Annotated in this window: 22 protein-coding genes; 12 read left to right on the plus strand and 10 right to left on the minus strand. The window is 45.9% G+C overall.

All coding sequences use genetic code 11. From position 1 onward, the window contains the following. Positions 1-5: 5 nt before the first annotated feature. Positions 6-1,391 carry a COG3014 family protein gene (locus HNR50_RS13780; RefSeq protein WP_184747352.1) on the minus strand — a complete coding sequence of 462 codons (1,386 nt, stop codon included), beginning with the start codon at positions 1,389-1,391 and terminating at the stop codon, positions 6-8. Then, a complete protein-coding gene (gene lpoB, locus HNR50_RS13785; protein ID WP_184747353.1) occupies positions 1,391-1,993 on the minus strand; it encodes a penicillin-binding protein activator LpoB in 603 nt (200 codons plus the stop codon). Before lpoB ends, HNR50_RS13780 begins: the two co-directional genes overlap by 1 nt. A gap of 162 nt (positions 1,994-2,155) precedes the next feature. On the opposite strand from lpoB, the gene HNR50_RS13790 reads away from it, so the two are divergent. From HNR50_RS13790 to HNR50_RS13800, 3 genes are all read left to right on the plus strand, one after another. Further along, positions 2,156-4,594, plus strand: a complete 2,439-nt coding sequence (locus tag HNR50_RS13790; protein ID WP_184747354.1) for a glycogen/starch/alpha-glucan phosphorylase — start codon at positions 2,156-2,158, stop codon at positions 4,592-4,594. Positions 4,595-4,701: 107 nt separating this feature from the next. Continuing rightward, a complete protein-coding gene (locus HNR50_RS13795) occupies positions 4,702-5,004 on the plus strand; it encodes a hypothetical protein (protein ID WP_184747355.1) in 303 nt (100 codons plus the stop codon). Positions 5,005-5,150: 146 nt separating this feature from the next. Then, complete coding sequence (locus tag HNR50_RS13800) at positions 5,151-5,588, plus strand: tetratricopeptide repeat protein (RefSeq protein WP_184747356.1); 438 nt, start codon at positions 5,151-5,153, stop codon at positions 5,586-5,588. A gap of 37 nt (positions 5,589-5,625) precedes the next feature. Here the strand turns inward: HNR50_RS13800 and HNR50_RS13805 are convergent, their stop codons facing one another. Further along, positions 5,626-6,741 carry a vWA domain-containing protein gene (locus HNR50_RS13805; RefSeq protein WP_184747357.1) on the minus strand — a complete coding sequence of 372 codons (1,116 nt, stop codon included), beginning with the start codon at positions 6,739-6,741 and terminating at the stop codon, positions 5,626-5,628. Between the two features lie 56 nt (positions 6,742-6,797). Then, positions 6,798-7,838 carry a diguanylate cyclase gene (locus tag HNR50_RS22740; protein WP_184747358.1) on the minus strand — a complete coding sequence of 347 codons (1,041 nt, stop codon included), beginning with the start codon at positions 7,836-7,838 and terminating at the stop codon, positions 6,798-6,800. A 149-nt stretch (positions 7,839-7,987) separates the two neighbouring features. Between HNR50_RS22740 and HNR50_RS13815 the strand changes: the two genes are divergently transcribed. Continuing rightward, complete coding sequence (locus HNR50_RS13815; RefSeq protein WP_184747359.1) at positions 7,988-8,995, plus strand: lipoprotein TP_1001-related protein; 1,008 nt, start codon at positions 7,988-7,990, stop codon at positions 8,993-8,995. 23 nt (positions 8,996-9,018) lie between these two features. Here the strand turns inward: HNR50_RS13815 and trxA are convergent, their stop codons facing one another. The 3 genes from trxA to HNR50_RS13830 all read right to left on the minus strand — a co-directional run bounded on the left by trxA (position 9,019) and on the right by HNR50_RS13830 (position 10,636). Beyond that, positions 9,019-9,339 carry a thioredoxin gene (gene trxA, locus HNR50_RS13820; protein WP_184747360.1) on the minus strand — a complete coding sequence of 107 codons (321 nt, stop codon included), beginning with the start codon at positions 9,337-9,339 and terminating at the stop codon, positions 9,019-9,021. 37 nt (positions 9,340-9,376) lie between these two features. Beyond that, the gene (locus tag HNR50_RS13825) at positions 9,377-10,168 is read right to left on the minus strand and encodes a hypothetical protein (RefSeq protein WP_184747361.1); all 792 of its coding nucleotides are present in this window, start codon (positions 10,166-10,168) and stop codon (positions 9,377-9,379) included. 93 nt (positions 10,169-10,261) lie between these two features. Beyond that, positions 10,262-10,636, minus strand: a complete 375-nt coding sequence (locus HNR50_RS13830) for a single-stranded DNA-binding protein (RefSeq protein WP_184747362.1) — start codon at positions 10,634-10,636, stop codon at positions 10,262-10,264. A gap of 134 nt (positions 10,637-10,770) precedes the next feature. Here HNR50_RS13830 and HNR50_RS13835 point away from each other — a divergent pair, with 134 nt between their 5' ends. Next, positions 10,771-11,082: a hypothetical protein gene (locus HNR50_RS13835; RefSeq protein WP_184747363.1), complete on the plus strand. Its 312-nt coding sequence runs from the start codon at positions 10,771-10,773 to the stop codon at positions 11,080-11,082. Here the strand turns inward: HNR50_RS13835 and HNR50_RS13840 are convergent, their stop codons facing one another. Next, positions 11,083-12,030 carry a helix-turn-helix domain-containing protein gene (locus tag HNR50_RS13840; RefSeq protein ID WP_184747364.1) on the minus strand — a complete coding sequence of 316 codons (948 nt, stop codon included), beginning with the start codon at positions 12,028-12,030 and terminating at the stop codon, positions 11,083-11,085. It abuts the gene before it with no gap. Positions 12,031-12,120: 90 nt separating this feature from the next. On the opposite strand from HNR50_RS13840, the gene HNR50_RS13845 reads away from it, so the two are divergent. The 6 genes from HNR50_RS13845 to HNR50_RS13870 are packed head-to-tail and all read left to right on the plus strand — an operon-like array spanning position 12,121 to position 20,351. After that, a complete protein-coding gene (locus HNR50_RS13845) occupies positions 12,121-13,404 on the plus strand; it encodes an extracellular solute-binding protein (RefSeq protein WP_184747365.1) in 1,284 nt (427 codons plus the stop codon). A gap of 46 nt (positions 13,405-13,450) precedes the next feature. Continuing rightward, the gene (locus tag HNR50_RS13850; RefSeq protein WP_184747366.1) at positions 13,451-14,365 is read left to right on the plus strand and encodes a carbohydrate ABC transporter permease; all 915 of its coding nucleotides are present in this window, start codon (positions 13,451-13,453) and stop codon (positions 14,363-14,365) included. A gap of 10 nt (positions 14,366-14,375) precedes the next feature. Beyond that, positions 14,376-15,209, plus strand: a complete 834-nt coding sequence (locus HNR50_RS13855) for a carbohydrate ABC transporter permease (RefSeq protein WP_184747367.1) — start codon at positions 14,376-14,378, stop codon at positions 15,207-15,209. 3 nt (positions 15,210-15,212) lie between these two features. Further along, the gene (locus HNR50_RS13860) at positions 15,213-17,258 is read left to right on the plus strand and encodes a DUF5107 domain-containing protein (protein WP_184747368.1); all 2,046 of its coding nucleotides are present in this window, start codon (positions 15,213-15,215) and stop codon (positions 17,256-17,258) included. Positions 17,259-17,260: 2 nt separating this feature from the next. Then, complete coding sequence (locus tag HNR50_RS13865; protein WP_221439883.1) at positions 17,261-18,364, plus strand: phosphotransferase enzyme family protein; 1,104 nt, start codon at positions 17,261-17,263, stop codon at positions 18,362-18,364. A 43-nt stretch (positions 18,365-18,407) separates the two neighbouring features. Then, positions 18,408-20,351: a sensor histidine kinase gene (locus HNR50_RS13870; protein WP_184747369.1), complete on the plus strand. Its 1,944-nt coding sequence runs from the start codon at positions 18,408-18,410 to the stop codon at positions 20,349-20,351. 3 nt (positions 20,352-20,354) lie between these two features. On the opposite strand, the gene flcA is transcribed toward HNR50_RS13870, so the two are convergent. Continuing rightward, on the minus strand, positions 20,355-23,558 hold the full coding sequence (gene flcA / locus HNR50_RS13875) for a periplasmic flagellar collar protein FlcA (protein ID WP_184747370.1): 3,204 nt from the start codon (positions 23,556-23,558) through the stop codon (positions 20,355-20,357). A 137-nt stretch (positions 23,559-23,695) separates the two neighbouring features. On the opposite strand from flcA, the gene HNR50_RS13880 reads away from it, so the two are divergent. Further along, entirely contained in the window at positions 23,696-24,388 is a 693-nt protein-coding gene (locus HNR50_RS13880) for an early set domain-containing protein (RefSeq protein WP_184747371.1), read from the plus strand. Here HNR50_RS13880 and HNR50_RS13885 read toward each other — a convergent pair whose 3' ends face one another. Continuing rightward, positions 24,389-25,354 (minus strand): C-terminal binding protein, encoded by a 966-nt coding sequence (locus tag HNR50_RS13885; protein ID WP_184747372.1) that lies wholly within the window; start codon positions 25,352-25,354, stop codon positions 24,389-24,391. Positions 25,355-25,397: the final 43 nt, after the last annotated feature.

Here is a 25,397-nt window from a genome sequence, read left to right on the forward strand (position 1 = left end):
CATTCCTATTGAAAAACAAAACTCTGTATCAGATTCAGAGACTGAGACTGAACGTCAACCATACCTTTGTAATCTCTGAAAACCTCCATACCGTTGGAGTAATAGACAAGCTGAATATCATGCAGTCCCGGTGTCACACCGATCTCACCGGTATAGGCATGGGCGGGGAAAAATTGCGACAGTCTGGTATCGGCATTTTCCGTAGCATCTACCGCTACATCGGCGGCGATCCCCACCAGAAGTCCTCCGAAAAACCCCAATTGATCATTGGCCACATCTTTGCCGACTTCCTTCAGGATGCCTTTCGTCACAGTCCTTGTAACGGTTTTTCCGACGATCAACGGCTGCTTCAGCTTGAAAGTCTCTTCAGCAATGCGCTCCATGTTTTCCGTCAAATAAAGCTGACCGGCTTCTACTCCATCGATAAGAACAGCAATCGATGTGATGTCCGAACCTCTCAGCGACAGATAGGGGAGCTCGAACTTGAAGTGGAACCCCGGCCTGACTCCGGGCATAAAGATAGTATTAAATCCGATGAGCCTGTTTACGTAATCTTCCCCTTCTCCCTGGTAAGTCAACCGCACCACGCTGTTTCCGCTGTCTATGAAAATCGTATGGGCAAGCTTCGCTGGAGAACGCCCGGTAAAGGCGACGAAATTCATCTGTGCCGTATCTTCACTGTACTCGAGAACCGGAAGCGGCGGCTTTTCAAACTCATATAACTGCGTCTGTTGAACAAAGGCGTCATCGATCTTTTCGCTATCGATTCTGGCACCGTCAAAGTCCCCCTCTTCCCGGAAGAGGAGCAGACTGAGATAACGCGCCAGAACGTCGTTGTGAAAACGGCTTTCAAGCGGCTCCAGCTTTGACTCGGCTTCATCGGAATTATTGTATTCATCAATGATCTTCCGGTATTTGTCTTCAAGCAGATTGAGTTTGATGTTAATTCTTCGCAATTCAACCATAGCTTCATCATAGTTACCCAGATGAAGGAAGGAGAGGGCTTTAAAGATATTGAGGTATATGTCTTCGTAATCCTCTCCGAAATAATCAAGAGCGTTATCGTTGAGAAGGCCAGAAGCGATAGCTTTTCCCACACTTTTGGTATAGAGCTCCTCAATCCCGTATTCCGCGGCGCTGAGATTCTCGATGCTTTCGCTGTACGAACCGTTGTAATAATTAAGCATGCCTATATCGAGATAATAAAGCACTTTATCCTTCTCAACATATTTCCCCTCTTCCTTTGCTTCTTTAATTATCATTTCCGCCCGGGGGAAATCTCTTTTCAACAAAAGATCATCCATCTCTTTATAATGATCATTCATGGTCATCATACTGGCACAGGACCCCAGAAGAAGAGTGAAAAATATCAGGCTGACTGCTTTTTTCATTACCAGCTCGCTTTAGCCTGTTCAACCAGTTTTTTGATCTGGTGCTCACCGAGCCAGACAATTTCATTGGATCTCAGGTCAATCAATTCCATATTGGTCTGATAGAGAACCACTCTCTTTCCGTCAACCGCGTCCACTATAGTAGTTAAAACACCCTGAAGCATGAAATCTGCTCCTGTTTCATCAGCTAATTTGGTCGCCGTATCTTCAGAGGCATTGGACTGCTGGTCCTCCCTTTCGGTCCGGACCTCTTCCCTTGCTTGGGAGTCTGCGACAAATTTGACTTTTCCGCTATTGATCAGCTCCATCTGGAAGCTTTTCGTCAGGGAGAGAAGGTCGATATGCTCTGAACTTTTGTTTCTGACGGAACCGATGATGACAACGGGCTTGGCGCCTTCTTCTTCAACAAAATTGATCAGCCAGGGGCGGGCCAGAACATCGTTAATCAGCACTTCAGCTGTAAGCCTGGCATCAGTATCGTTCCAACGGCCGCTCAAATCAATGACTTCATCAGTCGCCTTACGGGATACAGTTGTTGTGGCACATCCTGAAATGCTCAGAATTAAAGCCGTTATGATCAGTAATATTGTTGTCCTTTTCAATGTGAAACTCCTTTATTCAGTTCTTATTAAATCTATATATAACTATTCTAGCCTATTGTCCTTTCTTTTCCAGCAATTTGGCCTATTGACAGTCAACTTTTTTATTCCTATGCTATTAATATAATTTTCATGCAAACGATTGCATAAAATAAGGAGATCAGAATGACGATAGATAAGGAAAAGTTTATACAGGAAGTAAAGCGTTCCTTAAGCCAGAGTTTTGACAAGGAGCTCTCTGAAGCTTCAAACTATCAGCTTTACTTTGCTATTTCAAAAGCTGTTCTGGGCTCAATCTGGCACCATTGGGAAAACACCCGGGAAGCCTACAAAACCAAAGACATAAAAGAAGCCTACTACCTTTCCGCAGAGTTCCTCATGGGGCGCGCCATGAGCAACAATCTGGTTAACCTGGGTATTGAAAATGAAATTAAAGAAGTTCTCGATTCCCTGGGGCTGGATTACAACCTGATTGAAGATACGGAACCCGATGCCGGTCTGGGTAACGGCGGCCTGGGACGGCTTGCCGCCTGTTTCCTCGACTCCCTGTCCACGTTGGATCTCCCCGCCACTGGATACGGAATTCGCTACAAGTACGGCATGTTCAAACAGATAATTCAGGACGGTTACCAGATTGAAAAGCCCGATGCCTGGCTGGAGCATGACAACCCCTGGTCAATAAAAAGACCGGATTATTCCGTTACCGTTAAATTCGGTGGCGATATTGTTGCCGAGCGGGACGAAGAAGGACGGATAAACTACAAGAGGGTTAACACGGAAGATGTTCTCGCCATCCCTTACGATATGCCTATTATCGGTTACGGAACCGATACAATCAACAATCTGAGACTCTGGGAAGCCCAGTCTCCCGACGGTTTTGATCTTCAGCTCTTTAACAATGAGCAGTACCTCAAAGCCGTGGAAAAAGCCAATTCGGCTGAAGACATTTCCCGAGTTCTCTACCCCAACGACATGGGTCCCCTCGGTAAGACCTTAAGGTTGAAACAGCAGTATTTCTTTGTTTCCGCTTCGCTTCATGATATCATTCGCAAATACAAAGTCAAAATGGGCGATGATTTCTCCCGATTTCCCGAACTGGTGGCAATCCAGCTCAACGATACACATCCCGTAGTGGCTATTCCCGAACTGATGCGCATCCTCCTCGATAATGAAGGAATGAGCTGGACGGAAGCCTGGGGACTGACAACCAAAACCTTTGCATACACAAACCATACAATCCTTGCGGAAGCTCTTGAAAAATGGCCTATCGACATCTTTCAGAACCTTCTGCCCCGGATCTATCAGATAATAGAAGAAATAAACAGAAGATTTCTCGAATTTGTCCGCGGCATATATCCAGGGGACTGGGAAAAACAGAGCCGCATGGCGATTATCCACAACGGCATGATAAAAATGGCCTGGCTCGCCATCACCGGCTCCCACTCGGTCAACGGAGTTGCGGCTCTTCACACTGAGATCCTCAAGCACGAAGCTCTGAAAGACTGGTACGACCTGTTCCCCGAAAAATTCAACAACAAGACGAACGGCGTAACCCAGAGGCGATGGCTTCTCAAATCCAACCCGGAACTGGCGGATTTCATCACATCCAAAATCGGGAATAAATGGATTGCCGATCTGAGCGAGCTGGAGAAGCTGAAGAAGTTCGCCGACAACAAAACCGATTTGAAAAAAATTGAGAAGATCAAGAACAACAACAAGGAAGCGCTGGCGAAATACATTAAGGAGCACAACGGGATTGAAGTTAACACCGATTCCATTTTCGATGTGCAGATCAAACGTCTCCACGAGTACAAAAGACAGCTTCTCAATATTCTCCATATACTCTATCTCTACAGAAAGATCAAAGAAGATCCTTCTGTCGAAATGGTTCCCAGAACTTTTATTTTCGGAGCTAAAGCCGCTTCGGGCTACAGAATGGCGAAACAGATCATCAAGCTGATCAATGACGTAGCCGACCTCGTAAACAACGACTCTATCGTTTCCGGGAAGATCAAGGTCGTATTTATCGAGAACTACCGTGTTTCGGTTGCAGAAAAACTGTTCCCCGCTTCCGATATCTCCGAGCAGATTTCCACAGCCGGAAAGGAAGCGTCCGGTACGGGAAATATGAAGTTCATGATGAACGGCGCCCTGACTCTGGGAACTCTGGACGGAGCGAACATCGAAATCGTCGAGGAAGCGGGAGAGGAGAACGCTTTTATCTTCGGACTAACCTCCGAAGAAATCAGCCGGATCAGAACCGAGCACTCCTACAGGCCTCATGAAATACTGGCGGCTGACAACGAACTGAAGATGATTCTCAACATGCTGATCGACGGAACATTCGGCTCATACGATATTTACAGAGAGATTTACGATTCTCTGGTATACGGAATTGAAGGAAACAAACCTGACACATATTTTGTTCTTAAAGATTTCAGGTCATATGTGGAAGCCCAGGCCAGAGCTTCCGAAGCCTATAAAGACAGGGACAAATGGAACAGAATGGCTTTTATGAACATTGCCAGCAGCGGTAAATTTTCTTCCGACCGGACTATTAAAGAATACGCTTCCGAAATATGGGATATTAAACCCAGAAAATAGCGAAACACTCACGGGGAGGCTCTTCCATGCCTCCCCGTCTCTCTGTTATAGTACCTTTAAGGACGCGGAAATTAGTAAATCAATCTAAAAAACGTAAGGAGGACCGCATGGCAGATATCCTTGACGATGTAGATTTGCCTTCAGACGAGGACAAAATATATTGCGCCAACTGTATTAATTGTAAATTAATAAGAGTCAACAATGGGAACGAAAATCAATACCAGTTAAGGGTAAGATGTACGGCCGGCAAATGGAAAAAGAAACTCGGTGACGAAAAATACTACAAGTATTTCACCGTAGCCAGGAGAAGCCTGGACGAGTGCGATGCCTATGAGCCCATGGGAGAAACAAAGCAGTACATCAAGGAGCTCAAGAAAAACCTCCCTATAAAAGACGAAGTTTATGTTTGAAGCCCCCAAGCTTCATTTGAATAGATTTTAGACTTGAATTTACAAAGATTGCCGGATACCATTTTATCTGTTGCGGATAAACGGTATCCGGCTATTTTTTTTGAAACTCCGGTTCAGGTCCGGTGTTTACTAGATAAGGAAGCAACATGAAAAGAAACTTGATATTATTTGCTATATTGGCTGCTGCGGCTTCTCTTTTTATATCCTGCGCCTCTGTCCCCGCAGAGATCGATCCGGATATGAATGAAGAGATGTTTTTCAAAAACGCCCAGGAGGCGATGGACCAGAATTATTACAACCTGGCTCTCTATTATTACGAAGTTTACCTGGTGCGCTACCCGGAGAACCATCACAAGACAATCGGCGCCGAATACGAAAGAGCCCTCATCTACTATAAGATGAAAGAATACGATTATTCAAAAGCCCTCTTCGAACTCATTCTCGATAAGTACGAGAACAGTCCCTTCGCGGTGATGTATCCCGAAAGATACAAAATCCTGAGCCGGAAGATTCTGGACAAAATCGACGAGATTCAAAATCCGCCGAAAAAAAGCCAAGAGGAAAAGACCTCTGAAACAGAATAAAAAAAAGAGCTGCTCCAAATAAGCAGCTCTTTTTTTGTCATTCCGCGGGAAGCAGAATGGGAAAGATCGAAATTCCCCGGGACCTGGCCTCTTCGAATACCATATCTTTTGTCACATCGCCCCTCGGAATGTCATGGGGAAGCGCATCACCCACCTGAATGATCAGCCTGGATGAGGCTTTCCATTCGAAATTTTCAACCGCGTCGTACAGTCCCTCGTAGACTGCTTCAGGGAGATCTCTTCCCCCGGCGACAGTAATGCGATTCAAACGCCCCTGTATAATGCTCAGATCCGATTCGAACTGGAACCGTCTGGTCAGATACTCCTCTTTGTAATCGCGGTATAGCACAAGACCGATTCTGAATTCTTCAAAAGAAGCTATCTTCGTCTTAACGATGGGAACGAGCTTGTTGCGGATAAAGCTGACATCATCTTTCATGCTGACAGTCGTATCGACGACCAGCACCAGATCTATATCGGGCCCGGGTGTCCTGTCCAGAAGATCAGCGATTTTATCGACGGCGTCATCTCCGTCTTTTGCGATATTGAACTCTCCCTCGGTCTCCGATGCCATTTCATCAAAAACGCCCTCTTCCTCTTCCACTTCCATCGGAACGGGAGGGAGAGGCGGCAGTTCTTTCATACTCAGAATAAATGGATTATCCCGATATAGGCCGTCATAATCACCGTATGGCTTTTCAAAGGCTCTGATATTCAACCACGAGCCCCGGCCGATTGCCAGCTGCCCTTCCCGGCTCCAGGGATACCCGTAAGTTACCGTTTCGGGCACATAAATGCGGAATGCTTCATCATCGAAAACTGTGCTCATCTCCGTGGTGGAGTCAATGAGGAAATAGTACCCCTTATCGCTATCGAGGAATTCGCCGTTGAGAAGCCGTTTTTCATCTCCGTTCACTTCATTGTAATCAAAGGCGCGGAGTGAGAAAGAATCCTCCTTCCCGTCGGGATCCTTGGATGAATCGGTCAGCATGATGGAACCGAGGCCTTCTCTGGCTTTTATCCAAAGAGAAAAACCGCCTTCGGGAGCCAGTTCGATATAGGCGTCACCGGGGACGATCTGAAGAGCATCCTGAGCCGATGCGGAGAGAACTGCCAACAGAAATAGTACCGGAAAAAAATGCAAAGCTTTCATACATAGATTATCGGAGCCATGAAAAAAAGAATAAGCGGCTAGAAAGAGTTTTTACCTTAACGTTTCTTCTTGTCATAGAGGTTTCTATCGGCCAGGGACAGAATCTCTTCAGCTGTTTTCGATCCGCTTTCGGAAATACCCCAGCTGACGGACAGACCCAGTTTTTTATATTGTTCCACAAAGTTCCGGAATTTCCTATCCAGTTCATCCATCCTGAGCCTGGCTTCCTCATGATCGGTTTCGGGAAAGATGACGATAAACTCATCCCCTCCGTAACGGGCGGCTATATCATAACTTCTGGTATTCTCCAATAGAATATCTGACAATCCTTTAAGAACCCGGTCGCCGGCCAGATGGCCCATGATATCATTTATGCGCTTGAAATTGTCCAGATCGATGAAGACAAGCGAAAACTGTCGGCCGTGTCTCTCCGAGCGGTTCTTCTCCATTTCAATAAACTTCATAAGATATCGCTTATTGTACAACCCTGTCAGATCATCGAGAACGCTTAAATTATAAAGCTGGAGATTAATTTTATTATATTGGCTCATCATAAAGATAACCGTAAAAATAACAGCACTGATTGCTACTGTGAAATTCATTGTCAGATCATTTATCCGGTAAAGGGGATCGGAGTACTTTACAAAAACCTCGGGGTACCATATCTCGAGGCGAAAAAGGATGGGCATTTCAACAATCATCAGAACCGGGAATATATACTCCCAGGTATTGCGGACGACGACAGATAGAATGAAAGCCACCATGATGACAAGATAAGGCATAGCGCTGAAGGAACCGGGAGATGTTATATAGCCCAGAGGCAGCCATACAAGAGAGAACACGAAGAGAAATGAGATTCTGGCAAAACCGTACCTTTTGTAATCGGAAGACATGAAATACCAGAAAACGCATAGAACGAATGCGGCCATGGCGGTAATATAATTGACCGCCGGTCTTCTGTTTAGAAGGTGAATGATACTGAACGTGAGTGCCAGAAAAGAGGAAATGACAATATATGCCCGGAACAGATGATATCGGATATCGCTGTTTAGAAAAAAGGCTCTATCAGCTTTATTTATTTTTTTTCCGGAACTCACAATTATAATTATAGAATATTCGGGGCCTCCATCAAGGGATAAAGTATGGTCCGGCTAAAAAATCCAAGCCGACCCGTATCAGGACTACATTTTCCGGGAATTGAAGCACAGCTGTTCTTTATTAAGTGTAAAAAGAAATGGAGGGTCCGATGATTCTATTTTTATTCCTGCTCATATCTATGCTCATTTCCTGCAGCGAACCTTTTAATAACAATGGGGATTTGCTTCCCGATCTGAAACCGCCGGAGCTGAATAAAATAGAACTGACAGACAACCGGACCCTCACTCTGGATTTCAGCGAGCCGGTCTCTTTTGATGACAGCACTTTTTTTTCGGAACCGGACTTGTCTCTGGAAAGCTGGGATTCAGCCGGGAACCGTCTGACCATACATTTTTCTGATGAGCAGATACCGGGAAAAATGTATAAATGCCGGAGCGACGTATTGGATGAAAAGGGGAACAGGCTTTCATTCCTGATTCGGTTTTACGGCTGGAACCAGAATCTTCCCGATATGATCATAAATGAATTCAACCCCGAAGGGAGCGGCAATAATCCCGACACGGTGGAACTGTATGTCGCCGGAGAGGGAAACACCGCAGGAGCGGCTCTTTTTCTCGGAACTTCAAAGCATTTCACCAGTTACTTTGTTCTTCCATCGCTGGAAGTCTCCCCGGGTGACTTCATAATTGTCCATCTCCGGCCGGAAGGTCTTCCCGAAGAGATTAACGAAAGCGGGAGCAAAAGCGTGTCGGGAGGGAAACTGGCGTCCGATCTCGCCTGGGATATCTGGGCCGATGAAGACATGCCCTTATCGGGAAGCAACGGACTGATAAGCCTCTATACCAATCCATTCGGGAGTATAATCGATGCCGTTCCCTATTCAAACAGGGTAACAGCGGATAGTGAAGAATACAGAGGCTGGACCGCCGCTACATTCGATATGATTGAAGAACTGTCTTTTCTGGAGGTCTGGAATGGAACAGATGGATTTATCAGGCCGGAAGATGCCGTGTATTCGGAAGGGACGACCGGAACGAGGTCGATCTGCCGGGACAGCGTATCGACAGACAGTGACATGCGCACAGACTGGCATATTGTCCCGACAGGAGAAAAAAGTTTCGGAGAAGTCAATTCCGACAATGTTTACGCGCCCTGACCGGGCGCATAATTCGGATCTGACTAGATCAGGTCCTCAAACAGTTTTACTATATTGGGTTTGGGCTGGGCTCCCAGAGTCTGGGTCACCTGTTCGCCTTTATTAAAAACCATAACGGTCGGAATGCTCTGAACGCCGAATTTCCCCGCTGTTGAGGGAGCATCATCGACATCGAGCTTACAGACTTTTAACTTGCCGGCGTACTCATCAGCTAATTCCTCGATCACCGGGCCGAGCATCTTACAGGGAACGCACCATTCCGCCCAGAAATCAACGAGAACTGGTATATCCGATTTTAGAACTTCCTGTTCGAAGTTCTCATCAGTCAGTTTAACATATGCCATAAATATCACTCCTTTATAAATGGATCCAAACCGTCTTCTACCGGTTTTTCAATTCCTTAATTCTAAAGTCACTAATGATATTCTGGACAAAATCGAGACTTTTTTCAATATTGGCGCCATCGATTCCTTTTTTCATAATCTCTTTACAGCTCCAGACTATGTCGTTGAGTATAAACGCCGCTTCTTTTATGCACTGCTGGGCTTCTATGGATTTTTCTTTCAGAGTTATCGACGGAGAATCGAGTAACAGGCAGTATTTTTCCAGGACAATGGGAATCCCCTTATCTCCCGAAGGGGTAAAGCGCCATAACTCATTGTTGAAGTCCCGGAACTCACCCCGGAGTGCCCATGTCCGGTTCTCAGAGATAAATTTATCGAGAGCCGGCCAGTAGAGCTTTTCAAACTGACTGATTGCACCATAGAGATGTTCTATCTCATATGAAGCCTCAGGATGAATCCTGAGACGGGGATAAGCTGATATTTTCTTTTTAAACTGCTCGAGGACTTTGTCAGCAAAGTCCGGCTGACCTTTTCGCCTATCCTTGAGACGGGCTTTTTCCGCTTCCGCCATTTGTTCTTTTTTCAATTGCTTCTGATGATTGAAAATGGCCTGAACCGCGGCTATCTCCTCTTTCAGAAAGCTCTCCAGATCGCGGGACTCAATCCTGGCATTGCGGTAACGACGTTCAAATTCCTCCTTCAGGGAGGCCGATTTGTGGAATGTAACGATATATTTGTCATATTCGGCGCGGATTTTGGAAAGTACCGCATGAATTTCTTTTTCTGAAAGTTTCTGTTTGCGCCGGGAGAAAGGATTTATAACTGCCATCACATTAATATCGGCGGAATGGCTTTTAATGATTACAGGGGCAAAGAAAACCTGCCGCAGAGATTATAGGGATTCTACGGCAAGATGATTTAATCAGAAAGCCGGTTCAGCTTCCTCTATCTTCTCTTCTTCATTCTTCCTGAACTGCGGCTTGAACTCCACATGCTCCCCTACGATCTTAACTTTGGTTCTCCCCCGTCCCTCTTCGTCCTGCCAACGGTCCTGTTTCAGCCGTCCGACGACACGTACACCGCGTCCCTTTTCCAAATTGGTGTAGCAGTTTTCCGCGAGCTTGGACCAGACTTCCACATCAAAATAGGAAACTTCATCGACCCGGTTTCCCTCCTGTTTGTAAAATCGGTTGGACGCTATGGAAAACCTGCAGAATTTTGTTCCCTTGGGGGTTTCTCCCGATTCGGGATCGCGGACCAGATTCCCTTCCAGTAGAATCGAATTTAATGAATTCATATGACACTCCTTGATTTTATCTACTTTTAATCACTGGAAATTTAAGAGTAATGCTTCAATAGCTTGTAATTTCTTTTCAAAAGACAGAGAATTTCAGATATACACAAAATTGATAAAGTATAAGGAAGACAAACATGAATAAAGCTTTAAAAATCGGAACAGTTGGCGTTATTGCTGGAGCTTTGGATCTGATCCCCCTGGTCATGGTCAAGGCCCCGATGCTCAATATGATTGCTATCGTCTGTTTCTGGATTGTCACGGCAATATTTATTTCCGAGACAAAGCTGGTAAAGAACTCTCTTCTCAACGGTTTGATTGTTGCAGTTCTTATAATGCTGCCCGTAGTGATGACGGTATACACCGTAAATCCAAAAGATTTTCTTCCCATGCTGTCTATGGCCGTGATATTAGGTCCAATTGCAGGATTGGCTCTAGAGAAATTATGATCAGTTTTTCCCCGGAGCGAAGCCCGATTTGAGTTTGACAGACTGGCTGTATTCCGAAGGAGTCATTCCCACATAGCGTTTAAAGACACGGGAGAAATGCTGAAGCGATGTAAAATCCAGTTCATCGCAGATCTGTGTAAAATTGTTGGAACCCTCACGGATCATTTGTTTCACCCGCTCAATCTTGACCCTTTTGTAATACTCCATAACGCTCTGCCCGGTCCTTTCTTTAAAAATTCTGTGTAGATAAGAGCGGCTGTATCCGACTGACCGGCAAAGATCACAGATTTCAAAGGAAGAGGCAAGGTTATCTTCCATAAAATTGACAACTTTATTAAAAGCCACTTCTTTCGTTCTCTGTTCAATTGTCCCGGTCAGGCGGTCGGGTCCTGAGACATCCGAATCCCTGCGGATAAGGCGGATAAGCAGTTCCTCCAGATGGAGCTTTATCATATGCTCACAACCGAAGGGGACCTCCTCTCTCTTGATCATCCCCTTCGTCGCAGGATCGTCAAGTCGAGTCGAAAAGGTTCGCTGAGCTTCGTGAATGATACTGCCCAGAAGATTCCTCTCCTCTCCTTTTATTCTGAGAATTTTACCAATAAACCACTTCATTACCACGCTGGAACTGGAAAAAGTGATGACGACGAGATTAGGAGCTGTCTTGCCGTTGGCCCAGAGACTGTGGAATTCTCCGGGACGGTGAAAGATTATATCCCCTTTGAAAAGAGTGTGCTGGGTCTTTCCCGCAACGACTTCAACGACGCCGCCATCAACATAGAGGAACTCCCAGAAGTCATGCTTCTCTCCCCCGAAATAGAAGTCCTTGGTGTACTCGAAATAGTGAATTGTGAAAATTTCCTCTATTCGAATTTCCTCTTTAACAGGCGTAGAAAAAAAACCCTGAATCTCCATATCAACTAATTCTATATCTGATATTGGATACATACAAACAATATTTAGCAACTTATAAGCAAATACTAATAAAAAAACCGTGATAGGATTTGATTAATACGAAAACCTGAAAAGGAGAAAAAAGTGAAAAAAGTTAAGATGATTCTGATGTCGACACTGGTCCTCATCACAGCCCTTTCACCGGCATTTGCAACAGGTCAGCAGGAAGCGGCAAACAGCGATTCTGTCAATCTTGTTTACTGGTCCATGTGGAATGAAACAGAGCCCCAGGCTATGGTTCTCAAAGATGCAATTAAGGATTTCGAAAAAATGAATCCCGGAGTGAAGATTGATGTTCAGTGGAACGGCCGGGAGATACGGAAAACGCTTCAGCCGGCTCTTGATGCAGGGACGAAAATTGACATCTGGGACGAAGACCTGGAAAGAATCGTTAAAACCTGGCAGAGCTATGCGCTCAGCCTCGATGATTTCTACGGAAAAGCTTATCCTTCAACAAATGGAAAGACTTTTACCGACACGGTTATGGGATCGCTTCAGACCCTTCTCCGTTCTTTTTCATCTGACGGCTCTCTCTATGCTGTCCCTTATCAGCCCATGGTAGTCGTTGTTTTCTACAACAAAGATCATTTCGATAAAGCAGGTATAACATCCACTCCCCGGACCTGGGACGAATTGCTTCAGGCCTGTTCCAAGCTACAGGCAGCCGGCTATACCCCCATTACCATCGATGACGCTTACATTGATCTTCCACTAGGCATGCATCTTAACAGAATGTACGGCAATCCTGAATCTGTTGAAGCTCTGGTCAAAGATAAAACAGGTAACCTCTGGGATGCACCTGAAGTGATGCAGACCGCAAAAGATTTCGAAGCACTGGCTCCTTTTATGTCTCCACAGGTCGCAACAAACAAATGGCCTGCAGGACAGCAGGAAGTGGCCACTGATCAGGTTTCCATATATCTTATGAACGGGACATGGCTTCCCAATGAGGTTATGGGGACAACCGGTCCTGATTTTCGCTGGGGGCAGTTCCCTTATCCCGCGGTTACCGGCGGCGTTAACAATAACGGCGGAACTTACGGAGCGCAGGGATTCCAGATCAATAAAAACTGCGAGAACCCTGAATTAGCCTTCGCTCTTCTGGCTCACTTGACTTCCGGAAAATGGGACAAGGAACTGGCAGCCAAAACATATGGCGCACCCATGGATACAAGCATGCCCTGGCCTTCCCAGATAGAGGAGTGCAGACCCATATTCGAAAGCCTGGATTCCTGGATTCCCTGGAGCGGAGGACTGGCAGCTGATACAGATGCCTTCCCCGTTATTAAAGCGGAATACACAAGACTGCTTGCCGGACAGATCACAGCTGATCAGTTCGTCAGGAATGTTAAGTCGGCACTAAAATAATTAAAACAGGGGTGCCGTAAGGCGCCCCGCTTTCAGGATTTTATCAATGAAACGCGATAATAAAATGACTGTTATTTTTTTGACACCGGCGCTTCTCTCTTTTTGTCTGGTGTTTCTCTATCCGACGATACGGACCCTCTTTATGAGTTTTTTCTATGTTCGCACCGTCACGGATAATCTAGGCAAATGGGAATTTGTAGGTATCGGGAACTATATCAAGCTGTTCTCCAGCCCCATGTTCCGTCAGTCTCTGGTCAATATCTTCAATATCTGGTTCTGGGGAGGCATCGCCGTATTCCTGGTAGCTCTGGTCTTTTCCGTTATCCTCACTTCGGGATATAAAGGCAAGTCTTTTTACAGAGCCGCGATCTATCTACCCAATGTGGTTTCAGCCGTAGCCATGGCCACCATGTGGATCCAGTACGCTTTCAGCAGCAAATACGGTTTGTTTCACAGCGTTTTTACTTTTCTCGGCCTGGAGAAGGCAGCTGCCTTCCAGTGGACTTCTCCGGACAATCAATTCTTCGCCATGACTCTAGCCTACTGCTTTGGCATGGTCGGCTATTACGTGCTTATCTTCATGGCGGGAATCGAGAAAATCCCGGTAGATTATTTTGAAGCGGCCCGCCTGGAGGGTGCCAATCTATTTAAACAGTTCACCAAAATAACCATGCCGCTGATGCGCGGTGTTATAAAAAGCAGCATTGTCATGTGGTCAGTAACCTCTATCGCCTTTTTTATCTGGTCCATGATGTTTTCACCTCTCGATCCCGATGTGGGAACTATCACACCCATGGTCTACATGTACAATCTTGTTTTCGGACGGAACCTGACCCCGACGGATCCACGTTTACTCAATGCCGGAGCGGGAGCGGCTGTCGGTGTCCTGATGACTTTGATGATCATCGGCGTATTCGGCCTGGTCAATTTTCTGATCCGCGATAAAAAACTGCAGTATTAGGGGAAAATTCATGAACAGAAAACAAACGCTGGGGAGACTCCCCGGATATGCAGTACTCAATTTATGGGTTCTCTTTACCATTGTTCTTGTGGGCTGGATCGTGCTGGCGTCCCTGTCCACGACAAGAGAGATATTCACCAATACGCTTCTGCAGTCGGGTTTACACTTCGACAATTACATTAAGGCTATTGTGAACCACAACGTGGGTATGTATTTCATCAACAGCATGATCTACACTTTTGCGGCGAGTTTCGGCATTATCGTCATTTCCGCGCCCGCTTCCTACATTCTGGCCAGATTTAGATTCAGGGGGAACAAACTGATTCAGAGTCTTTTTGTCGGATCCCTGGGGATTCCCCAGATTATGATTATCCTACCCCTTTTCTATCTGGCGTCCATAATGAGAATGACCAACTCACGTTCCCTTCTCATCATCCTCTATATCTGTCTCAACGTACCGTTTACGGTCTTCTTCCTTCTGAGCTTCTTCGCAACGATCCCAGGCTCTTTTGAAGAGGCTGCTGCAATCGACGGCTGCACCCCTATCGGGACATTCTGGAAGATAATCTTTCCCCTTGCCCAGCCGGGAATAATAACAGTTGGGATTTTCAACTTTATCGTTCTGTGGAATGAGTTTTTCATTGCCCTTATCTTTGCCAATACTTCGGAGCTGAGACCCTTGGCAGTGGGACTCTACACAATGGTTCAGTCTATGCGCTATATCGGCGACTGGGCGGGAATGTTCGCGGCGGTTATTATAGTCTTCGTCCCGACTTTCCTTCTCTATATATTTCTGTCGAAGCGGATTATCGCCGGAGTGACGGGTGGAGCCATCAAGGAATAATAAATGAGCGTTAACATTGATAAGATAAAAATTCCGGGAAGTCTGCCCGGAAAGACTAATCCCCTGCCCATGTTCAGGCACAGGGAGAGAAACAGACCGAGCGCCTATGACAATTCGTTTCTGGAAAAAGATAAAAAACTTTTTGCCTGGGAGACAGGTTTCCGAGTCCTCCCCTATGCGATGCAGGACAGCTACACCCGGGAAAAAAAAGAGCTGGAGCTGAAGGTAATCGATCTGGAAAATGAACACCTGAGAGCCCGATTCCTGCCGGATTTCGGAGGAAGACTCATATCTCTTTTTGACAAACATAAGGGAAAAGAACTACTCTTTTCCAATCCCGTGTTTCAGCCTGCCAATCTGGCGACCCGCGACGCCTGGTTCTCCGGAGGTATTGAATGGAATATAAGCCAGTTCGGCCACTCCTATCTTACCTGTGAGCCTGTGTTTTTCGCCTCCGTAACCGACAGAGAAGAAAATGAATTCCTCAGAATGTATGAGTATGAGAGAAACAGGGGCATATTTTTCTCCGTAGATTTCCATCTTCCTCCCGGTGCCCGGCAACTTGGTGCCCACGTGAGAATCGTCAACGATAACAGCTACAAAGTTCCCATGTACTGGTGGACAAACATCGCTCTTCCAGAAGAGAAAGATATCCGGGTATTTTCCGAAACTGATCAGGTGATCTACATAAAACCGGAATCCAATATCAGCGAGAAGAATATCCACCGGTTCGGGAGAGCGAGTCTTACCGATCTCCCCTCTCTTCCGGGAAAAGACGCTTCCCGGCCTATGAATTTTACTTTTTCAAGTGAATATTTTTTTCAGAATCCCGAAGGGCTTTCCTCGCCCTGGGAGGCGGCGGTATATAACGACGGATATATTTTTTATGAACGGTCCACCGACCTGTTACTCTACAGAAAGATGTTCTGCTGGGGCACCCATAAAGGAGGAAGGAACTGGTGCGACTTCCTGTCTGAACCGGGAAAAGGTGATTATCTGGAAGTACAGGCCGGTCTGGCACCGACTCAGCTTCACGGACTGGAGATGCCCGGGGAGACAGAATGGCAATTTACCCAGATATTCGGATCGGCACAGATTGAACCGGCGGATGCCTACGGCGACTGGAAAAGATCACGGGATAATGTCAGAAAAGAACTCGACAGAGAGCTTGATTCAGGTGAAGTGAAAAAGAGAGATGAAATCTATCGGGCCTGCGCTCTTTTGAAACCTGAAAAGATCATCCATAAGGGTTCAGGTTGGGGTGCTCTGGAACTGGCATTCCGAAAATCTGCCGGCATTAACAAATCCATACCCGTTGGAATGGCTTTTCCGGAATCCTCTATGGGAAGGGAACAGCAGTTATGGCTTGATCTACTGGCAACTGGATCTTCCGGGGGAGCAGACGGTATGGAAATAACCTCTTGGATGGTGGATCCCCGATGGGAACCTCTCCTGCGCAATTGGGCGGGGAAATCTCAAAAAGACCCCCGCCCGCTTATTCTTCTGGGTGTACTCAATTTTGAGAGAGGCGATGCGGAAGAAGCTGTTAAAAACTGGCAGGACTCACTTTCGGTCCAACCCACGGCGCTTGCCTGGAGAAATTTGGCAATAGCCCTGCTGGACTGGAAAAAACCGGACCAGGCGCTTGATGCTATGAGGCGTGCTGTCGCCCTCAGCAATAAAACTGAACGGGTTTATCTGATCCGGGAACTGATGGATATGCTTATTGAAAACAGATATTACGATGAAGCCTGGAAATATTTCAAAACCCTACCAGATGATGAAGCCGGAGACGAGAGGGTCATGATACCCGCTGCCATAGCTGCATTCCACAAGGATATAAGGGATTTTCTAGAAAAAGTTTTTCTCCATCCTTTTGCCAATATAAAAGAAGGGGAAACAGCTCTGGCCGACTTATGGTTTCTCTATCGGACCCGTTTGGAAGCTGAAAGACGGGGTGTTCCAGAAGATGACAGACTGCTCAGAGAAATAAGAAAAGTGGAAACACCACCAGACAATATTGATTTCACAATGACAGAAAGAGACTGAAAATGACATATAATTTTGATAAAATAAGCCGGGCTTTCGCTATGGAGGGTAAACTGGAGAGTTGCATACCCTACGGAAGCGGCCATATAAATGAAACCTACCTGCTGAGAACCCATGAGAATGACAGTCCCGATTATATTCTCCAGAAAATAAACAAAACTGTCTTTAAAGATATTCCCGGGCTTATGGAAAACATCCGCAAAGTGACGTCTCATCTCCACAGAAAAATGGAAGAAGAGGGAAAAGGCGACCCTTCGAAGGAGATTCTGACATTAATTCCCACAACGTGCGGAAAACCCTATCATCTCGATGAGCGGGGAGACTTCTGGCGGCTATATATCTATATCTGGCCGAATAAAAGCTATGATATCGTTCCGGATGGGAAGGTCGCTTATGAGGGGGGGAAGATGTTCGGGCGCTTTCAACGCTTATTATCCGATCTCCCAGGCCATGAACTTGTAGAAACCATTCCTGATTTTCACCACCTCGGCCGCCGTCTGGAAATCTTTTACAAGACATTGGAAAAAGACCGGTGCAACAGAATATCTCTGGTAAAAAAAGAGCTCGATTTTGTAGAAAAACATCATAGAGAAATGTTTCGCATACTGGAGCTGGGCGATTCGGGAGCCATTCCCGAACGAGTCACTCACAACGACACAAAATTCAACAATGTCCTGCTCGACAGTGCCGGCAAGGGACTCTGTGTTATCGACCTGGATACAGTTATGCCGGGCTTCATCCATTACGATTTCGGAGATACGATCCGAACAGCTACCAATACCGCGGCTGAAGACGAGCGTGATCTGTCGAAAGTGAACATGGATTTATCGATTTTCAGCGGTTTTGCCCGGGGCTTTCTCAAGGAGACAAGCCATATTCTCAACAAGACAGAGCTTGATAATCTCGCCTTCTCCGGACAGGTAGTAACTTTTACCATAGGTCTTCGCTTTCTGACCGATTTTCTCGACGGCGATAGATATTTCCGAATACATAGAGAAGAACACAATCTGGACAGATGCCGGACTCAATTCAAGCTAGTGGAAAGCCAAATCCGTCAGGCCGATGAGATGAATCGGGTTATCAGCGAAATACGGAAGATGAGCTAACATTATTCTTTCCATCCGCTCATTCATTGACTATCATTAAATTATGGAGCGACAAAATCGAACCGTATCCATGAAACTCCTTCTCCTTATTTTCGTAATAGTCTTAACGATAGTTCCGCTTTTCCTGATGCAGACAATCGTTACGAGAACGGTACAGCTGAATATACTCCACAATTCAACAGTTCTCACTCAGGGAATAATCGAGCGCTCCCGACTATATCTGAACAGGTTTTTTATGGAAACAAAAAGCCTCATTCAAAATATGGAGATGAACAGTCAATTAATCGGCAGGCTGAATGATTCGGGTCCTTCCAAGCTGATTGTAGATGATATTCGCGATATCGGGATAATGACCGGTCTTATTGGCAATCTGGTAATCTTTTCCACCGATTATGAAAAAGAATCCGTTTTTTTCGATCTGACATACGGAAGGCAGTTTCCCGTATCGGAAAAGATAACAGATCTTTTTACTCAATCAGAAACAGGTCGGTTCTTAAACAATGATCCCGCAGCCTATACCTGGAGAGGAGAATCTCCAGAAGGCCTGACTAATGCAGAATCTTCCCTGTGGCTTTATATGACAATCCAAATGGACAGACAGAAATATCTTGTGGCGGCTTCCTTCAACCGGGAAGAACTGTTAAAACTCCTCACTGACATTGCAACAACGCTGAGGTCGGAAGTGTTCCTTTTCACATCCGAAGGAAAAAGTTTTCCCGAACAGTCCGATTTCAATCTGAAAAACTTTTCAGAGCCTCTTCAGAATAACAAAATGAGCGGTCGCTTTTATGTCACCTATGACAGCCGGAAAACAGAAAATGGCGAAGAAAAAATAATTATCCAAACCTATACGGATCCTGCATATGATTATTCGCTTATCACCATTACACCGGAAAAAAACCTCATTAGGGGTTTCGAAACCATAGTGAGAACCACGGTGCTCTCTCTAATCCTGCTCGGACTTATTTCCATTGTCGCCGGATTTCTATTCGTCCAGCTCTTCACCAGACAGATACATATCCTGATTGAAGCTGTTAGTCAGATCGGCGCCGGAAAAAATGACATCGATCTACCGGCAAGCCGCCTTCAGATAAAAGAGAGCGCTGTTCTCACAGCTTCAATCGCCCAATTGGCCGATGAAGTGAAAAGCAGCCGTTTGAATCTGGAACACAAGGTACAGGAAAGAACCGAAGAACTGCGCAATTCTCTGGAAGAACTGCACATGACCAGGCAGAGCCTTATTCATTCGGAAAAAATGGCCATAATGGGCCGGCAGGGAGCCAAAATCGCCCACGAGATAAACAATCCCATCAGCGTTGCCATTACGGCGTCGACTCATCTCGAATCGACAGTTCTGGAAATCCGGAAGAAGTTTACGGCAGGTAAACTGACAAAAAGTGACTTTGATAAACTTCTCGCCATCTCCGCCGAAGTTTCCGACCTTGTACACAGGAATCTGAGACAGGCTTCCAGTCTGATCATGGGTTTCAAGGAGTTCACTTCTGACCAGACCAGGGAAGACAAAAAAGTCATCCGCATTGCCAATTACATCAAAGAAATTATAAACAGCTACTCCTACAAATTGAAAAATACACCTTATACAATAGAATTGATCTGCAGCGAAGATCTGGAAGTGGAGGTGACACCTTCAGTCCTGTACCAGACAATCACGAACCTCATTAACAACAGCCTTCTTCATGGTTTCGAAGGGCGCAACCACGGGGAAATATCAATTGACGTCTCAATTTCGGAAAGCAACCTGATTCTGAAGTACAAGGACGATGGCAACGGTATCAGTCAGGAAAATATATCCCAGATATACAAACCCTTTTTTACTACCAAACCGGGAGAGGGGGGAACCGGATTGGGATTGAATATCATCAGAGATATTATCGAAGAAGAACTGAACGGCACCATCAGCTGCGAAAGCCGGACAGGAGAAGGCGCACTCTTTACAATAAGTTTTCCTGTAGATCAGAGAAACTGAAAATCAGAACAGAACATCATCGACATTGAGGTGGATTGTTTCATCCATTTCCACTCGGTAACCACCGGCGTCAAGAACATTATCATTATCCCGGGAAAGATATTCACCGGCAGAATCGAACGTTTCCGGACGATTGGCCCTGACCTTTGTCTCCTGATCTCTGGTCAGCAAATCCGAGTAATCGGACGCCCGGGTGAAACTCACCATCGCCTGTGAAATCTTATCTACATCAGCACTGCTTCTGGCCAGGTTGAAATAAGCCACTCCCAGGTTATTATAGGCTTTGCTGTACATTTCGATGAGAGCCCGGTGTTCATCTTTCTCTTCTATCTGAAGATATCCGATATTTTTCTCCACCTCTTCCAGCTGATGAATAACACGGGTAAAAGCGCTTTGGGCTCCGAAATAGTTACCTCGTTTCAACATGGTATTACCCAGGGCATAGAGAATATTCCTGTTTCCCGGCAACCCCTGCTCGGCATTGTAAAACTCGACGAGAGCTCTCTCGTAGTTCCCTGTAATGTACGTGCAGTACCCGCGATGGTACTCAATCTCCGGTGTGATGTAGCGGTTCTTTTCAGCCTGATCGTACATATTGAGAGCCGCCATGTAGTCCTGGTTGCCATAGTAGAGGCTTCCGAGATCGGCATAGAGCTTTCCGCCGGTTGAAGAGGCTCCGATCAGATTCCTGTTGATACTGTTCTCATAGAGAGCGATGCCCTGCCTGTATTCATTTTCAGCATCGAGATAATCGCGATGACGGAATTTGAGCTCGCCTCTTCTCCGATGAGTATCCAGCTTCATGAAAATCTTATCCTTTTTTAAAGGAGTCTGTCTGTCCAGATAGAAAAGAACTTTTCTGAGAGCCAGCTCTTCCATATTGTCATCTTCATTGACCCTGAAATACCGGGCCAGCTGATAGTGCACATCGGGGATTTCATCATAGACTTCTTCGGCGCGGAACAATATGGAAAGCGCTTCAGCCGGTTCTCCCTCATCGAGAAGATAGCCTCCGAGTTCGGAAAAGACCTTGGAGAAATAAGCCGGATCTGCGCCGGTTTCCTTAGATTCGGCAAAGGTTTCCTTCAACTGGCGAATATTGACATCATCTTTTCTCTTGAGGAAATAGCGGAGCATACGGAGAAGGATTTCGTCCCTTCCCCCTACGGAATCGAGAATGGTGGCATAGACAAAACGGGCGTCTTCAAGTTTGGCGGGATCTTCATCGGACCACTCAAAATAATTGTCTCCGAAGGCCAGCATGGCTTCGTAATCATTGACTTTTACACTGAGAACCTGCCTGAGAATCTCTTCCGCATGACTGTAATTCGCCGTATCATAGGTTTCCATATGAGCGTATTCCATCATCCCTTTTATGTCATCGGGATAAAATCTCATAAGCTGATCGTATTTTCGGGCCGCCTCAATAAACTGCCTTCTGTCCCGATAGGCATCGGCGTACTTGTAGAACCAGTTCTTGTTTCTCCAACCATCTATAAAAAACGGTCCCAGCTCCCAACCTTTCCAGGCTGTCTCAAAAAGATTATTAGCCTCATCGTATTGATCGGAATAGATTTTTTCGTATCCCTTCGAGTAGAGACTGTCAGCTTTTATCGGTCTATAGAGAAATAAAAGCGAGAGCATGCCGACAATCCACGTCGCTGTAATTCCCAGAAGAACCCAGCGGAGAACCGGCCATGTCTGGTGAACAAATATATAGCGGAAACCGGACTTGCTTTTTTCGAGCGCCTGACCGCTTTTCTTCATATACCCCGAGGGGAGTTTGATTTTCCTGTTTATCGTTTTAAGAAGGTAATCGGCAATCTCTTTTGGACTGGCGCCGTTAACAAGAAGCATTATGAACTTCTCGTACTTCTCTTTTTTCAGCTTCTGCTCTGCGATTACTTCTTCAACAGCGAGCTTCAGATTCCGGGGGAGAGTCGACATGGTGATTTTCAGAGCGCGGAACTGTTCTTCAGTCAGAGAAAAGTCTTCCTCCTCCTGAACTTCCTCTTTCATTTCATCGATCGCGTCCAGCTCATCGCCGAAGGAATAGTCCCCGACATCATCCATATCTCCGAAATCTCCCGGAGACATATCAAAATCTTCAATATCTCCGGTTTCCAGTTCCAGATCACCTATCTCTTCGACTTCTTCGATATCATCGCCCAGAGAGATCTCCGGCTCATCACTGAGATCAAAATCATCATCGAAAGCCGGCAGTTCTTCAGCAATTTCCTCGATTACTTCTTCCGGCTGATCTTCCACATCTTCAAGAGGCAGAAGGTCTTCCGCTTCATCGAGTTCCGATGGCAGAGAATCGTCAGAATCCGCAATATCCAGGGTGAAATCATCAAATGAGAGCTCTTCTTCCTCTGTTTCCTGAGCGACAAAATCGGGAATGGCTTCTTCCGATCCATCTTCAAACAGGTCTCCCATAGTCGAAGGAAGACCGGATGAATCCTCTATATGAGGCTCCTCGTCGGAAAAGGAGAAATCATCGAGAGATGCATCGCCGGAATAGGCAAACTCATCTTCTTCCGCGGGAAGATCTTCCAGTTCCGAACCATCCAGCTCTTCGACAGTGTCCTCTTCTTCTTCTTCTTCAAAGAGTTCTTCCATATCGCCGAAATCCGAATCCATGCCATCCGCTTCTTCAGAAAAAAGAGCATCCATCTCTTCGAGACCTGAATCATCCGGCTCAGCATCGATATCAAACAGGCCGTCCATATCATCAGGTGCCGAATTATCCACTTCGGAATCTACGTCAAAAAGCCCGTCCATATCATCGAATTCACCGGACAAATCCTCCCTACCGGATTCACCGGAAAGAGCATCTTCTCCGGCGGGGAAGAAATCATCCATGGATTCGCCGGAATCTGCCGAGTCATCAAGGATCTCATCATCCAGTGTAAAATCACCTAAATCACCAAAGGGGTTATCATCGTCATCTTCTGCAAAATCAAAGCCGCCGAGATCGGGAACCAGTTCATCGGGTTCATCCTCGGCAAGAGCCTGATTCAATCTATCGTCGAGATTAAAATCATCGGGAGAAGAGGCGGCTCCGAAGAAAGCGTCTTCCGAACCTTCTGCGGGAACAGCGGGAACGTCTTCAATAGAGCCGCCTTCTTTGGCGACAATTGAAGGCTCTTTTCCCAATGAGTTAACCAGTAATTTGAAATCTTCTATAATTCCGAGATCGGGCATGCTGTTCTGTGTTTCAACCTCTCGTTATTCAAATCCCATTATAATCTTTAAAAGGGGTTCTGTATAATGATCGGCATCCTTTACCGTCATTTAATAATAAAGTACCAATAAAATAGGCCGAAATATAAAAGAGACATATGAAAAAAACAGCTTTATTTATCATAATTCTTATATTTTCCGCCGGTTCAGTTCTCTGGGGGCAGAGTAACCTGCCTCTCCATCTGAAAATCATGGGCCTTTCCCGCACAGAGGAACCGCAAATATGGAACGGCATGATTTTTCTTACAGCCAGACCTGAAAGATCGGTTCGCTTTATCGGCGTTGCCTTTGATTATGAATCATACAATACAATCCATCCTTTTGAAATCAACGAAAAAGGGATCTATGTCTATACAGCCCCTGTACCGGAAAGAGAGGAGATTCATTACCGTCTTATCATGGACGGGCTCTGGATGGCCGATCCCCTGAATAAAGAGAACAGAAAAGATAAATACGGAATAGAAGTATCAAGGTTGACCGTCCCCTCGCAGAGTTATGTAAAAGTAACCGGTCCGGTAAACGATTCCTCGGGAAAAACAGTGTTCTCTCTCAGAAGCCGTCCTGATGCCACGGTATCCATTGTCGGGACTTTCAACGGCTGGGATCCCTACATGACTCCCATGATCGAAACATCATCGGGCGTCTACACGACCGAGCTGAAACTCCGGGAAGGATCTTATTTTTATTATTTCATCGTCGATGGCAAAAAGGCAATGGACCCCCAGAACTTTTTACGAGCCAGAAATGTTGAAGGCGAAGAGGTCTGTCGGATCGATATCGACAGAAGCTGATTACCTATAGTTCACCTCATATATGGGCGAGCCGGTTTTGAGAGCGGAAACAACATTTTGTGCACATTTTTCTTTTAAAAGGGCAATGGAATCCTCACTGTAGTACGCTCTGTGATCGGTGATGATGACCTTATCCAATTCTGCAAGATTGATTTCAGATCCAGGCGGCTCATGAGAGAGAACATCCAGGGCGGCTCCGCGGATTTCTCCTTTCAGAATAGCGTCCTTCAAGGCCGGTTCATCGACAATAGCCCCTCTGGCCGTATTTATCAGAACCGCATTATTTTTCATCTTTTTAAAAGATTCTTCATCGATAAATGAACGCGTTTCCTCAGTGAGGGGAAGATGAATTGAAATATAGTCAGATTGCACGAGAAGCTCCTCCATGGTCACCGAATAAACAGACTGGTCTATCTCCAGTCCCGGCTCCAGGCCCCTGCTATGAACCAGTATACGCGAGAAACCGAAACCTTCAGCCATTCTTTTTAAAGCCAGGCCGGTTTTTCCATATCCGATTATACCCAGTACGGATCCCTGTATTCTTCTGATTCCCGGAGTCTGCACGTCGCGCCAACGCCCGCTTCTGACAGCAGCGGCCCGCTGGGCTATCTGCCGCTCAAAAGAGAGCAAAAGAGCAAAAGCGTGTTCCGCCACTTCATGAACACAATAATCCGGAACAATGGCTACCTTGATTCCCGCCTCGAAAGCCGCTTTAACATCGACATTATCGTATCCGACTCCATATCTTGAAATAACACGGCATTTTTTCATGCGGTTTATAACTTCGGCAGTAATTTCGGCCATATCGACGAGAACCGCATCGGCGTCTTCAACAGCGAGGCACAATTCTTCGCCGTGAAGTTCTTTATATATATGGACTTCCGCATTAATGGACTGGAGAATTTTCTTTTCTATATGGCAATTTCCATTTAAATTATCTGTAACAACAACTTTATACTTATTCATAACAGGATTATACCTCGACGAATGAGATAAATGAAGGAAAGCC

Source organism: Spirochaeta isovalerica, assembly GCF_014207565.1.
GTDB classification, from domain to species: domain Bacteria; phylum Spirochaetota; class Spirochaetia; order DSM-2461; family DSM-2461; genus Spirochaeta_F; species Spirochaeta_F isovalerica.